A 13,518-nucleotide genomic window follows, 5' to 3' on the forward strand; every position below is an offset into this window, starting at 1 on the left:
GCGCCGCTCAGGCTGACGCCCGTGCTGCTCGTCTCTTCCCAACTGTAGCTCAGCGTGTCGTCCTCGGGGTCGCTCGAACCGCTGCCATCGAGATTGACCGTCGCGCCAGAGGCCACCGACTGGCCCGTCCCCGCATTCGCCGTCGGCGCCGTGTTCGGCCGCGCCGGCGGGTTCACCGTCACCGTCACGCTCGCTTCGGACGAAAACTCCCCGTCGCTCACCACAAGCCTGAACACCAGATCGACCGGGCTGTCCGACCACAAAAGCGTCGGCGCCGTGAAGCTTGGCGTCGCAGTCGACGCGCCGCTCAGGCTGACGCCCGTGCTGCTCGTCTCTTCCCAACTGTAGCTCAGCGTGTCGTCCTCGGGGTCGCTCGAACCGCTGCCATCGAGATTGACCGTCGCGCCAGAGGCCACCGACTGGCCCGTCCCCGCATTCGCCGTCGGCGCCGTGTTCGAGCTCGCCCTGTACAATGTCGCAGGAGAAGATTGCCCGGACGTGATTGCAAAGCTGCTGTTCAACCCGGAGGCCGATGCGGACACGACCGTCGATGCGGAGGGGCTGGCCGGCGCGGTCCAGTTTGCCGTACAGCTTGCCGCCTGTGTCTCTTCTTTATTCCCGTGCGAAATCGAGAGCGTAGCCGTGCATGAGATCGGGTTCGGGATTCCATCAGGATTGCTGATCCCGGTGATAGAGATCGGAATCGAGTCGGGGCACCGTTGGCTATTGTTTCCTGTCGAGGCAACCGTGTACTGCACGCGGAACGTAAGGGTCGTCCCTTGCCCCCCGCCGGCAGCGGGATAGGTATAGCCCGACGGGTAGGTCACGGTCAGCACCGGGTTGGTGGCGGTACAGGCGGCCATAGCCCCTGCGGCGGACCCCACGACTCCGGCAAGACCCAGGACCAAGATGGCGCCTCTCCTCGCGAGGCGGCGCAACACCGCCCGACCGGAGGCCGCCCGCAACGTAGAGAAACCAGAAATTCGCTTAATACGCATGTGCTCAATACCTCAGCCTGAACCGATCGGCCAGATCGAGTAAATGGTTAACAAAGTATTAACGCAATGAATCGTTGCGCGGCGGCACGCATGCCCTGCGACTGTGACAGCGCCGCCACGAGGAGCCGCGCAAAATGCGTTTCATTCTTGGGTTTCTTGCCACGACACCGCACCGAAAGAGGCCGTTTGGTGCGTCGATCATCCCCACTCGAAACGGCGGATCGATTACCGGCCCGAGCCAGCCGAAACCCATGCCCTCGGCGCACAGACCCATTCACTCCGTTGCCCGAGCAATCGAACTCGACTACCCTCGCGCAAGGTATTGGCACCCCTCAAGCGGGCAATGGATTGCGTGGAGGCGATTTGATACTGTTCGGGCTCAGGTCACCGCTGGTTGTGGATTACGAAATAGCGGCGACAAGATCGGGAACCGATATCGCCTATGGCGTCTCGGTCGCGGGCCATCCCCGTGTTCTGTCCGACATCGAGATCGTGGAGCTGGCGGCGCTTGGCGACCGGCCCAGGGGCGCCGCGATGCCCTGCGCCTTCGCACCCGACAAGCGCGACGAGCTGGCGCAGCTGGCTCTGGAAGCCGGGTTTTCGTTGGCCGATGCGCTGATCGACCCTACCGCGATCTTGCCGCCCAAGCTGCGCATCGGACCGGGGAGCTTTATCAACGCGGGTGCGGTGATCGGCGGCGGATGCATGTTCGGGCAAGGCGTTCTGATCAACCGCAGCGCCTCGATCGGGCATCACACGGTGCTTGGGGACTGGGTCAGCATCGGGCCCGGTGCGATCCTGTCGGGGAACGTCCGGATCGGCGCGAACAGCATGATTGGCGCCGGTGCCGTCATTCAATCCGACGTGCGGATCGGCGCGAACGTGCGCGTCGCGGCGGGAACCGTTGTGCGCAAGCATGTCGAGGATAACGCGCTTGTTTCGGGCAATCCGGGCAAGGCGGTACGGATGCGCGCGGTTCCGTCCTCGCTCAACCGGGAGGGGGCGGAGTGAACGATCTTTCCGCGCGGCTGTGGCGAAACCTGACTGACTCGGGTTCGCGCGACTTCCTTGTCACCCCCGATCAACGGATTGGCTATCGCGATATCGCGCGCGGCATTCGCCAGTGGCTGGCCATGTTCGACGCGGCGGGGCTTGTATCCGGCGATCGCTTCGTGCTGCGCACCGCGCAGGACGAGGTCGCCTGCGCGGCCTTTCTGGCGGGCCTTGTCGATGGGGTGGTGCCCGTTCTGCTGGAAGGCAGTTGCCCCGACAACCGCCTGCGCGCCATCGTCGAGATGGTCGAGCCGGGGCTGGTTCTGTCCGACAACGCCCTGCCCGAGCTTCCCCAACCGACCGTGACACACCTGCTCGCACAGCGTAAGCCGGGCGGGCTGCGACTGTTCGGGGCGCGCAGGGCGTCGGCTGAATTCGGGCTTGAGATCGCCGAGACCACCCGCCCTGCCCGGCAACCGGGCGATGACGGGCTTGCGTACCTGCTGTTCACCTCGGGGACAACCGCAACACCGAGTGGGGTCGAGATCACGCGCGCAAACCTTGCCGCGAACCTGACCACCCTGACCCGGCTGTTCGATTACGGCCCCGAGGCGCGGATCTTCAACGACATGGTGCTGGCCCATGCGGACGGGATGATCCAAGGACCGGTGCTGGCCGCCTGGAACGGCGCTGCTGTGCTGCGCGCCGGGGGCTTCAAGATCGGCGCCATCGAGGACTGGCTCGGCGCGGTGCGGCGCCTGCGCGCGACCCATGTGCTGACCGTCCCCACCGTCTGGTCGATGATCGACCGGCTTGCCGCGCATGATGACTACTTCGACGCGCCCGAATGCCGGATGCTGATGACCGTGGCGGCCAAGATGCCCATACCGCTGTGGGAGCGGATCGAGAAACGCTTCGGGCGTCCGCTTATCAACCACTACGGCCTGACAGAAACCGTCGCCAGCGCGCTTTATGCGGGTGACGGGCCGGAACTCGGGGCGCGTGGCACGATCGGCAATCCTGTCGACTGCGAGGCGCGCATAGCCGATGGTGCCGCGCAGGGTGAGTTGCAGCTGCGCGGAGCGAACGTGTTTCACGGCTACTGGCGCAATCCGCAGCGCACCTCGGACAGCTTCACTCAGGACGGTTGGTTCCGCACCGGCGACCTTGCCCAGATGCGCCCCGACGGCAGCTACGAGATCATAGGTCGGGTCAAGACCGCGATCGTAACCGGCGGCGTGCTGATCCATCCCGAAGAGATCGACGACGCAATGCTGCGCCATCCCGACGTGTCGGAAAGCGTCACGGTCGGCCTGCCCGATGAGCTTTTCGGCGAGATCGGCGTCACCTGTGTCATCCTGGCCCGCCCGTGCGACGAGACTGCCCTGACCGAGCATCTGCGCCAGTTCGTCGAGCCGCGCAAAGTCTCGAAGCATATCATCGAGCTGCCGACGATTCCGCGGGGCCTGTCGGGGAAGCCACAGCTCGACAAAGTGCGTGCGCTGGCGACCGCCCGCCTGGCAGAACGTAGCACGGGTAAGCAACGCCCCGACCACGCGCAGACCGTGCTGGAGATCGCCGCCAAAGTGTTCCGCGTACCGCTATCGCAATTGACGCTACAAACCACGCCGCGCGATCTCGCGGCCTGGGACAGCTTCACCCAGTTGAACCTCGTGCTGGCGATCGAGGAGCATTTCGACTGCCGCATCCCCGCCGCTCGGGTCAGTGCGCTGCGCGCCCTTGGGGATTTCGCACAGGCGGTCGAGCACCAGCCATGAAGCATCCTTCTGGCCGGATGATGACCCTTGCCTGGGTTGCGGCGATACTGCTGGTCGCAGCCCTGTTCGGGTACACGAAGATCGCAAGCCAGCGCGCTCTGGCAAGCACCTTTGCGGGACACGAGATGGCGTTCATCGGCACCTCGCTGATGCGCGATGCCGTGCCGAACGCGGATGATGGGAGAACCGCACAGAAATTCTTTTCCGATACGTTCATTCGACTCGGGATCCCTAGCGCTAGAGAAGGGCAGCTTCTCTCGCTAGCGCGAGCAGCGGTGAGTGCCCGGGTCAAAACTCTTTATATCGAGGTCAACCCACTCGTTACACGGTTGGCCGGGCGAAATCCCGGTTGCGGATCACACTACAAGCTGGAGCGGATCTCTTACGACATCAAAGGGTTCGCCAAACCTGCGCTGCTGGAGCGGGATTTCCCACAGCGTTACTTGCAGGATTCTCGCGAACAAGCCCCGCGCGAACCTGACCTCGAAAGGATCGCGGCAAGCTATCCGCTGCAGTTCCCCCCGCTCTGCCACGAAGCTGCATGGCAAGAGCTGAGCACGAAGGCGCGCGGCACGCAGATCATTCTGGTCGCCATGCCCCGCGCCCCGGTCGCGCGCGAACATATCGGCAGTGTGGACATGGCGCGCTTTCATCGCGCGGCTGCGGCGCTGGCCGAGCGCCTCGGGGTGCAACTGTTCGTGGTGGATCCGCAAGGCACGTGGGAGAGCGATCTGTTCAAGGATCAGGCGCATGTGAATGCCCGTGGCTCGGCGCGCTTCATAGACGCACTTGCGGCCTGGCAAGGGGCGCAATCGTGATCGGCGTCGATTTCCTGCTTTTCATAGCCTTCTCGCTGGCTTGTGTGCCGCTTGTCTGGCTGGTCCCCCGCACCTATGCGTTCGACGCCGTGGCAGCCTGGACACTGGCGGCGCTGCTGGCCTATTCGCCGGCAACGGCAGCCTGGGTCGCCTCGATCGCGTTCGGACTTCCGATGCTCCTCACGCATGGCGCCCGGCGAAAGGACACGCTGGCGGCTGCGCTGAGCCTGCTCATCGCAGCCGCTTTCGTCTTCTCAAGGCTGACGCCGGGTTGGGGATGGATCGGCGGCGCCTTCTTCACCCTGCGCGCATTGCATGTCGTGATCGAGTGGTGGATGGGTCGCCTACGCGCGCCGGGCCTGCGTGAAAGCCTGCGGTATTTCCTGTTCCTGCCGGTCTTCGTTGCTGGGCCGATCAACCGCCTGCCCCATTTCCAGCACCAACTGCGCCGCTGGCGATGGGACACCGCCGCCTTCATGACCGGGGCCGAGCGACTACTGCTTGGCCTCGTTTTCATCTATTTCATCGCGGGGGGGCTGGTAGCGGAGCTTCATCGCGGGGTCGTGAAGCTGAGCGAGGGGGCACCCGCCTTCTGGTCAAGCTGGGCGCTCTCAGCGGTCGACTGGATCAACCTCTACTTCGTTTTCGCGGGTGCCACCCATGTTGCCCTCGGCATCTCGCTCATGATGGGGCTGACGCTAGAGGAGAATTTCGACCGTCCTTGGGCTGCGCGCTCGTTGATTTCGTTCTGGCAGCGCTGGCACATGTCGCTGACGCTTTGGGTGCGCGACTATGTCTTCCGCCCGCTTGCCGCACTGACGCGCAGCCCGCTCTTGGGGCTTGTGGTCGCGATGCTGGCGGTGGGACTATGGCACGAATTCTCGGTCTATTACGTGCTGTGGTCATTATGGCAATCCCTTGGCATTTTGGCTGCGCGCTTCGTACCGCGCTGGATTGGCATCGACCGGCTTGGCCCGCGCGCGATTGCCGTTCTGGGTCCGCTCTCGGTGTTCGCTTGGCTATCCGCCGCGCGCCCCGTGATCGGCCTGTTGGGAGTGATGCAATGACACCATTGGTGCGCTTCTACGCAAGGTTTCTGCCCGCACAGGCGATCTGGCTCGCGGTCACGCTGACCTACGCATTGGGGATCGTCTCGGTTCTCTTCTTCGGCAACGAGTCCGCCCGCGACGTGATCTACATTGACATGGAAAACGACAGATGAGCCGAGGTGACACCCCCTTCCGCCCACGCCGTGTTCTGGTCATCGGCGCAAGCTATGGGCTGCTGCCCGCAATCAAGATCGCGGCGGCGGATCATGCCGTCACTGTCGTGGGGCATCCGTCAGAGGTTGCCCTGATCGCGCAACACGGTGCCTCGCTCGACTTCGGCGAAGGGCGCGTCCTGCGCCCGCCGCTTGGCGACACGGCACTCAGCTTCACAACCCCCGGGGCGGTAGACCCATCGGGCTACGAGATCGCTTTCCTCGCCATTCAGGAACCGCAGGCGCGCAGCCCCGAGATCGCGTCGCTGCTCAAGCGGATCGGCGGGGTGATGCCCATCGCCTCGCTGATGAACATGCCGCCCCCGCCGTTCCTTGACCGCATTCCCTCCCTACCGCCCGCGATCCGCGCGGGCGTTTACGGCGCGGCCGAGGTCTGGGCAGCCCTGCCCGCCGAGCGCATGACACTGGCAAGCCCCGACCCGCAGGTCTTCCGCCCAGACCCCGCGCGTCCGGGCGATCTGCGGGTGACGCTAGCGTCGAACTTCAAGTTCGCCCCCTTCGCACGACCCGAGGATCAAGAGATCCTCGCCCAGATCGCCCGCGATGCCTCGCGGGTCGAGGCGGTCTGGGGCCGCGTGCCGGTGCATCTGCTCGCCAAAGGATCGATCTTCGCGCCGCTGGCCAAATGGCCGATGCTGATCACCGGCAATTGCCGCTGCCTCAGGCCCGATGGCTCTGCCATGTCGATCCACGATGCGATTGGCAGCCACCCCGAGGAAAGCCGCCGGATCTACGACGCGCTCAGCAAAGCACTTCTGGCCATTGGCGCATCACCGGCGGCTTTGGTGCCCTTCGACGCCTATCACCGCGCGGCGGGGCAACTCGTGCGGCCCTCGTCTCTGGCGCGCGCGCTGGCCAGCGGCGCCCGCGAGGTCGAACGTTATGACCTGCTGGCGCTTGGCCTGTTGCGCGAGACTGGTGCCGCCCCCGAGATGATCGAGGCTCTGCGCCGGATCAGCGCTACGATTTCCGAGCGGCTCGACCAGAACCGCGCGGCCCTACAGCCGTAAGGAGGTTGCCGGGGGCGCGAACGCCCCCCTTGCGATCAATGTGCGATCATGACGTGGCGCACGACCGAGTAATCCTCGAGTGCATAGGACGACAGATCCTTGCCGTAGCCCGACTGCTTCAACCCGCCATGCGGCATTTCGCTGGTCAGCATGAAGTGGGTATTCACCCAGGTGCAGCCGTATTGCAGCCGCGAGGCGACTTGCAGCCCCTTAGAGACATCCTTGGTCCAGACCGAGGACGCGAGGCCGTAATCCGAGTCATTCGCCCAGGCGATGGCCTGATCGGCATCGTCGAAGCGGGTGACCGAGACGACGGGGCCGAAGACCTCGCGGCGCACGATCTCGTCGGTTTGCAGCGCGCCCGCGATGACGGTGGGCTTGTAGAAGAAGCCGGGCCCATCGGGGATTTCGCCGCCAGTGGCGACCTCGATGTGGTTGGCCTCGCGCGCACGGGCGACGAAGCTGGCCACCCGGTCGCGCTGACGCAGCGAAATCAGCGAGCCCATCTCGTTTTGCGCATCATCCGCCTGCCCGTATGCGATGGACGAGACCGCGTCGCTCAGATCGGCGACGAAACGATCATAAACCGCGCTATGCGCGTAGACGCGGCAGGCAGCGGTGCAATCCTGCCCGGCGTTGTAGTAGCCAAAGGCGCGCAGGCCCTGAACGGTGGCCTCGATGTCGGCGTCGTCGAAAACGATGACCGGCGCCTTGCCGCCCAGTTCCAGATGCGTGCGCTTGATCGTCTTGTTCGCGGCCTCAAGGATCTTGCGCCCCGTCGCAATGTCGCCGGTCAGCGAGATCATCGCGATCTTCGGATGGTTGATCAGCGCCGAGCCCACCGTCTCCCCACGCCCGAGGATAATGTTCACGACGCCTTCGGGCAGGATCTCGGCAAAGATCGCGGCCATGCGCAGCGCGGTCAGCGGGGTCTGCTCCGAGGGTTTGAAGACGACCGTATTGCCCGCGCCGATGGCAGGTGCAATCTTCCAGGCCATCATCATCAGCGGGTAGTTCCAGGGCGCAATGGAGGCCACGATACCGATCGGGTCGCGGCGGATCATCGACGTGTGCCCCGCCAGATACTCCCCCGCGACCGGGCCGGTCATGCAACGCACGGCACCGGCAAAGAAGCGGAAGCAGTCAACGATGGCAGGGATCTCGTCGCCCAGTGCCAGATGGCCGGGCTTGCCGCAATTCATCGCCTCTAGCGCCGCAAGGCTTTCGGCCTCGGCCTCGATCCGCTCGGCGATCTTGAGCAGATAGCCCGAACGCTCGGCCGGTGTCGTGCGCGACCATCCGGCAAAGGCCTTCTCGGCGGCGCTGACGGCAGCCTCGACCTGCGACAGCGAGGCCTCGGGCAGCGACACGATCAGCTCGCCGGTGCGCGGGTTGAGGATCTGCTCCTCGGTCTCGGTGCCGCTCACAAGGCTGGCTCCAATCAGCATCTGGGTGTCCATCTCAGTCTCCCTGTTCTTGTCTTATTTCTCTGCGCCAGCGGTGTGTTCGCCGTCGCGGGTCAGGTAATAGGCGGCAAGGATCGGCAGCACCGTCACCAGCACGACGGCCATGGCGACGACGTTGGTCACCGGGCGCTGGCGCGGGCGCACCAGTTCCTCAAGCATCCAGATCGGCAGCGTGGTCTGCTGCCCCGCGGTGAAGGTGGTGACGATGACCTCATCAAAGCTGAGCGCGAAGGCGAGCATCCCTCCCGCCAGCAACGCGGTCGCGATATTGGGCAGGATCACCAGCGTGAAGGTCTGCACCCCGTCCGCGCCCAGATCCATCGCCGCGTCGATCAGCGCCCCCGAGGTGCGCCGGAACCGCGCCACCGCGTTGTTATAGACGATGACGATGCAGAAGGTCGCGTGACCCAGCACGATGGTCCAGGTGCTGAACGGGATCTCCAGCAGAGAAAACGCCGAGCGCAGCGAGATCCCGGTGATGATCCCCGGCAAGGCAATCGGCAGGATGACCAGGAGCGAGATCGTCTCGCGCCCGAAAAAGCGCGACCGGGCCACGGCGGCGGCGGTCAGCGTGCCAAGCGCCAGCGCGATGACGGTCGAGATCGCGGCGACGCGCAGCGACAGGAACAGCGCCTCCCACACGTCGGGACGGTTGAGGGTGACACCGATCCATTTCAGCGTGAAACCGGGCGGCGGCCACTGAAAGCTCTTTTCCTCGGTCGTGAAGGCATAGACGAAGATCAGCGCGATCGGCGCGAGCAGGAAGAACAGCCCTCCGGCGGCGGCCAGCTTGAGCGGAAGCGGTGCGCGGTTATCAGAGTGCATCGAAAGCCCCCATCTTGCGCGCGCCCCACAGGTAAAGCCCCATGATCACGATTGGCACCACGGTGAAGGCGGCAGCCAGCGGAATGTTCCCCGCCGTGCCCTGCTGGGTATAGACCGCCTGCCCGATGAAGAGCCGCGACGAGCCGATGATCTGCGGGATGATGTAATCGCCAAGCGTCAGCGAGAAGGTAAAGATCGACCCTGCCACAATCCCCGGCATTGCCAGCGGGAACAGCACCATTCGAAACGACTGGCCCGGCGTTGCCCCCAGATCGGCAGCGGCTTCCAGAAGCGGCGCGGGCACACGCTCCAGCGCCGCCTGAACCGGGATGATCATATAGGGCAGCCAGATATAGACGAAGACGATGAAGGTGCCGAGATAGCTGACCGAGAGCGAGTTCCCCCCCACCACCGGCAGCGCCAGCGCGGCCTCCAGCGCCCAGGTCAGGTGCAGCTTGGCAAACAGCCAGTTCAGGATGCCCTCTTTGGCCAGAACCAGTTTCCAGGCGTAAACCTTCACAAGGTAGCTCGACCACAGGGGCAGCATGACCCCGATATAGAACAGCGCCTTCCATTTGCCGCGCGCATAGCGGGCCGCGAAATAGGCGATCGGGAAGGCGATCACCGCCGAGGCCAGCGTCACCGCCGCCGCCATCGACACCGTGCGGATGATGATGTCGAGATTGTAGGAGCGGAACAGCTCGGCATAGGTCTTGAGCGTGAACTCATGCACGATCAGGCCGGAATATTCGTCGATCGAGAAGAAGCTCTGGATCAGTAGCGCGATCAGCGCGCCGATATAGACGATGCCCAGCCAGAGCGTGATCGGCAGCACCATCAGGAAGACGAACATGCGCGGGTGGCGGATCACCCAATCGACCGCGCGCGACAGCGGCCCCGAGCGCGGGGCGAAAATGGCGGGGGAGATGGCGCTCATGATCCGCGCTCCATCAGGTGAACCCGCGCCGGATCCCAGGCGATGCGCGTGGCTTGGCCCGCATCTGGCAGGTCGTCACGCGGAGCAACCAGCGCGGTCAGGGCCTGGCCGCCGACATCCAGCGCCAGTTTCACCACGCGGCCATGGAAATAGCGCCCGGTCACCACCGCCTCGCGCCCGGCGGGGTCAAGGGTGATGTCCTCGGGGCGCAGGCTCGCCCATTGGCCCGCGGCGCCCACGCCCGCGAAATCAGCCGGGATCACGTTCGACGAGCCCACGAAATCGGCGACGAAGCGCGAAGCCGGGCGGCGGTAGATGTCCTCGGCGCTGCCCACCTGCTGGATCCGGCCCTCGGCGAAAACCGCGACGCGATCGGCCATCGAGAGCGCCTCTTCCTGGTCATGCGTCACGAAAACGAAGGTCAGCCCAAGCGCGCGTTGCAGCTTGCGCAGTTCCTCCTGCATCTGTTCGCGCAGCTTGAGGTCAAGCGCGCCGAGCGGCTCATCCAGCAGCAGCACGCGGGGCTTGTTGATCAGCGCGCGGGCCAGAGCCACGCGCTGGCGCTGGCCGCCCGACAGCTCGCCCGCGCGACGGCTGCCGTAGCCCGCCAGTTCGACCATCGAGAGCGCCTCTTCGGCAGCCTTCAGGCGCTCTGCCCGGCTCACGCCCTTGACCCGCAGCCCGAAGGCCACGTTGTCGAGCACGTTCATATGCGGAAACAGCGCGTAGCTTTGAAACACGGTGTTGACGTTGCGCAGATAGGGCGGCACGCCATCGGCGCGCTCGCCGAAAATCTCGATATGGCCGGCGGTCGGCTGCTCGAAGCCCGCGATCAGGCGCAGGCAAGTCGTCTTGCCCGAGCCGGACGGCCCCAGCATGGCAAAGAATTCTCCGTCGCGGATCTCCAGATCCACCTCGTCCACGGCCCGTACGGGTCCGAAATGGCGCGAAACGCCACGGAAGGTCACAGCATCAGTCATGTCAGTTCTTTCGGGGGGAGGCTCCCGGACCGGCAGGGTGCCGGTCCGGGGCTTTCAGGCGGGGATCAGCGGCCGCCGATCACGCCGATATAGTCGGACACCCAGCGATAGTAGGGGACGCAGGTGCCCTGGCTGTCGCATTTCGAAACCGGCGTACGCCAGAAGTTGATGCGCTCGAAATCGCCCAGCCCGTTCGTAGCGCAGCCTTCGGCGTTCTGCATCCCCGAGCCGTCGGTGCAGGCCTCGGGAACCGAGGGAACCGCGCCGAACCAGACCGAAAGGTCCGATTGCAGGTTCGAATTCAGCGAATGCTCCATGAACATATAGGCGCAGTTCGGGTGCTCGCTGTCGGCATGCAGCATCAGCGTATCGGCCCAACCAGTCGCGCCCTCTTCGGGGATGACCGAGGCCACCTTGGCACTGTCAGCTTGCAGCAGGTTCACCTGGAACGGCCAGGAGGACGATGCCACGACCCCTTCGTTCTTGAAGTCGTCAATCTGGATGAACGCGTCATGCCAGTAGCGCGAAACCAGCGTGCGCTGACCGCGCAGCAGGTCAAGCGCGGCGGCGTATTGGTCCTCATTCAGCTCATAGGGGCTCTTGATGCCCAGTTCGGGCTGATGCGCCATCAGATACATCGCCGCGTCGGCAATGTAGATCGGGCCGTCATAGGCCTGCACCCGGCCCTTGTTCGACTTGCCGTCGGGCAGGTCCATCTCTTTGAAGACAACATCCCAGCTTGTCGGCGCCTCGGGGAAGGCCTCGGTGTTGTACATCAGCACGTTCGGACCCCACATGAAGGGGGTGCCATAGTGCATCCCGTCCACGGTGTGCCAAGGCGCGTCCTTGAGGCGGTCATCGACACGCGACCAGCTGGGGATGAGGTCAACGTTAACCGGTTGCAGGCGCTTGCCCGCGATCAGCCGCAGCGAGGCGTCGCCCGAAGCGGTGACAAGGTCAAAGCCGCCCTCGTTCATCAGCGCCACCATCTCGTCCGAGGTATTGGCGGTCTTGACCTCGACCTTGCAGCTGGTAGCCGCTTCGAACTTGGTCACCCAGTCGAAGGCCGGATCGGTCTCGCCGCGCTCGATATAGCCGGGCCAAGCCACGATCGAGACCGAGCCCTCGCCCGCGCCAAGCTCGGTCAGCATATCGGCAGCACCCGCAGGCAGCGCCATCGCCAGCCCAAGCGCCAGCGCCGAGGTGCATCCCATGTAGATCTGTTTCATCAGCGTCATCCCTGTTGCCATGGGAGCTTCGACTCCCTTGGCGCAGAGCCTGCGCGCGATGAACCGATTTCACAAATTCAATAATCTGGTTGGCGCTATCGGTGTTTCCGATAGCGGAATTTTACTTCGCATTATTATGAACTTGCGCAGCCAGAACGAACTCGCGCGCGGCGCGCGACAGGGGCGCACCCTTGCGCCAGACCACACCGACCTGCACCACCGGCAAGCTGCCGGACACGTCGCGCGACACGATCCGGTCGCCTTCCAGCGACCAGCGGCGATAGACCATCTCGGGCAAAAGCGCGATCCCCGCACCCGTCGCCACCAGCGAACGCACCGCCTCGACCGAGCGGGTGCGGAAGGCCACGCGTGGCCGCGCGCCAAAGGCCGACAGCAGCTTGCGCGTAGCCTCCTCGATCTCATCGACGCGCAGCATGATCATCGGTTCGTCGATCAGATCGCCAATCGAGACCGAGGTGCGCGTGCTCAGGTCATGCCCGTTTGGCAGCCACAGCTGATAGGGAGAGACGTCGATGATCTCGGTTTGCAGCGCCATGCGGTCGCGCATGTTCGAGGTGACCATCACGGCCACGTCCAGCTCGCCGCCGACCAGAAGGTGCTCAAGGTAATCGCCGCTATCTTCGACCGCATTCACCTCGACCTTCGGATTGGCGCGCCGGAACCGCGCCAGAATGTCCGACAGCACATAGCCCGCCACCAGCGAGGTCACCCCGATATGCAACGTGCCGGTAATGTCCTCGGCCTCGGTCGAAAGCGCGTGCCGCGCGTCCGAGACATTGCTCAGGATGCCCGTCGCATGGCGCAGGAACTGGTGGCCTTTTTGGGTGATGTCGAGGCCGCGCGGGTGGCGATCGAACAGCGTCACACCCAGATCGGCCTCAAGCTCTCGGATCGCCTCGGTCACTGCCGATTGCGAAATCGCCAGCGCATGGGCCGCGCCCGAGACCGTGCCTGCCTCGGTCACCGCCACGAAATATCGAAGCTGCTTGAGTGTGAAGGCCATCGCGCCCCTGCCCCTAACCTGCGCCGGATAGCACCACGAAGCCCGCCTGGGCTCAAGCACCTTCGCACGGCGCAATTCTCCTGCAAGTAGCGGATCGGTTCGACCGACAAGGCGAATACCGGGAGGATTGCACATGCCCCTGCGCGCCAGCCTACGTGTCATAAGGAGAAAAACCGTG

General features: G+C 64.7%; 14 protein-coding genes. 7 read left to right on the plus strand and 7 right to left on the minus strand.

The genetic code is table 11. The annotated features are described in order from the left end of the window. Positions 1-473: PKD domain-containing protein (locus N3C64_RS14250; RefSeq protein ID WP_260014957.1), on the minus strand; the 473-nt coding region annotated here is incomplete at its 3' end. Between N3C64_RS14250 and N3C64_RS14255 the strand changes: the two genes are divergently transcribed. The 7 genes from N3C64_RS14255 (at position 451) to N3C64_RS14285 (ending at position 6,879) form a co-directional block, all read left to right on the plus strand. After that, positions 451-804, plus strand: coding sequence for a hypothetical protein (locus N3C64_RS14255; protein WP_260014958.1), 354 nt, complete (start codon positions 451-453; stop codon positions 802-804). The genes N3C64_RS14250 and N3C64_RS14255 overlap by 23 nt on opposite strands. A 557-nt stretch (positions 805-1,361) precedes the next feature. Further along, on the plus strand, positions 1,362-2,009 hold the full coding sequence (locus tag N3C64_RS14260) for an acetyltransferase (RefSeq protein WP_260014959.1): 648 nt from the start codon (positions 1,362-1,364) through the stop codon (positions 2,007-2,009). Then, a complete protein-coding gene (locus tag N3C64_RS14265; protein WP_260014960.1) occupies positions 2,006-3,769 on the plus strand; it encodes an AMP-binding protein in 1,764 nt (587 codons plus the stop codon). The genes N3C64_RS14260 and N3C64_RS14265 overlap by 4 nt, the downstream gene beginning before the upstream one ends. Before the next feature lie 17 nt (positions 3,770-3,786). Further along, a complete protein-coding gene (locus N3C64_RS14270; protein ID WP_260014961.1) occupies positions 3,787-4,587 on the plus strand; it encodes a hypothetical protein in 801 nt (266 codons plus the stop codon). After that, entirely contained in the window at positions 4,584-5,654 is a 1,071-nt protein-coding gene (locus N3C64_RS14275; protein WP_260014962.1) for an MBOAT family O-acyltransferase, read from the plus strand. Before N3C64_RS14270 ends, N3C64_RS14275 begins: the two co-directional genes overlap by 4 nt. Then, positions 5,651-5,809, plus strand: coding sequence for a hypothetical protein (locus N3C64_RS14280; RefSeq protein WP_260014963.1), 159 nt, complete (start codon positions 5,651-5,653; stop codon positions 5,807-5,809). The genes N3C64_RS14275 and N3C64_RS14280 overlap by 4 nt, the downstream gene beginning before the upstream one ends. Further along, a complete protein-coding gene (locus tag N3C64_RS14285) occupies positions 5,806-6,879 on the plus strand; it encodes a ketopantoate reductase family protein (protein ID WP_260014964.1) in 1,074 nt (357 codons plus the stop codon). Before N3C64_RS14280 ends, N3C64_RS14285 begins: the two co-directional genes overlap by 4 nt. 35 nt (positions 6,880-6,914) lie before the next feature. Here the strand turns inward: N3C64_RS14285 and N3C64_RS14290 are convergent, their stop codons facing one another. The 6 genes from N3C64_RS14290 to N3C64_RS14315 all read right to left on the minus strand — a co-directional run bounded on the left by N3C64_RS14290 (position 6,915) and on the right by N3C64_RS14315 (position 13,340). After that, positions 6,915-8,339 (minus strand): gamma-aminobutyraldehyde dehydrogenase, encoded by a 1,425-nt coding sequence (locus N3C64_RS14290; RefSeq protein WP_218629567.1) that lies wholly within the window; start codon positions 8,337-8,339, stop codon positions 6,915-6,917. Between the two features lie 21 nt (positions 8,340-8,360). After that, the gene (locus tag N3C64_RS14295; RefSeq protein ID WP_218629566.1) at positions 8,361-9,170 is read right to left on the minus strand and encodes an ABC transporter permease; all 810 of its coding nucleotides are present in this window, start codon (positions 9,168-9,170) and stop codon (positions 8,361-8,363) included. Beyond that, a complete protein-coding gene (locus tag N3C64_RS14300) occupies positions 9,160-10,107 on the minus strand; it encodes an ABC transporter permease (RefSeq protein WP_218629565.1) in 948 nt (315 codons plus the stop codon). Before N3C64_RS14300 ends, N3C64_RS14295 begins: the two co-directional genes overlap by 11 nt. Then, complete coding sequence (locus tag N3C64_RS14305; RefSeq protein ID WP_218629564.1) at positions 10,104-11,087, minus strand: ABC transporter ATP-binding protein; 984 nt, start codon at positions 11,085-11,087, stop codon at positions 10,104-10,106. The genes N3C64_RS14300 and N3C64_RS14305 overlap by 4 nt, the downstream gene beginning before the upstream one ends. 65 nt (positions 11,088-11,152) lie before the next feature. After that, a complete protein-coding gene (locus tag N3C64_RS14310; protein ID WP_218629563.1) occupies positions 11,153-12,316 on the minus strand; it encodes an ABC transporter substrate-binding protein in 1,164 nt (387 codons plus the stop codon). 121 nt (positions 12,317-12,437) lie between these two features. Beyond that, positions 12,438-13,340 carry a LysR family transcriptional regulator gene (locus N3C64_RS14315; RefSeq protein WP_218629562.1) on the minus strand — a complete coding sequence of 301 codons (903 nt, stop codon included), beginning with the start codon at positions 13,338-13,340 and terminating at the stop codon, positions 12,438-12,440. Positions 13,341-13,518 lie beyond the last annotated feature (178 nt).

The organism is Sedimentimonas flavescens, assembly GCF_025154035.1.
Lineage (GTDB): Bacteria > Pseudomonadota > Alphaproteobacteria > Rhodobacterales > Rhodobacteraceae > Rhodobacter > Rhodobacter flavescens.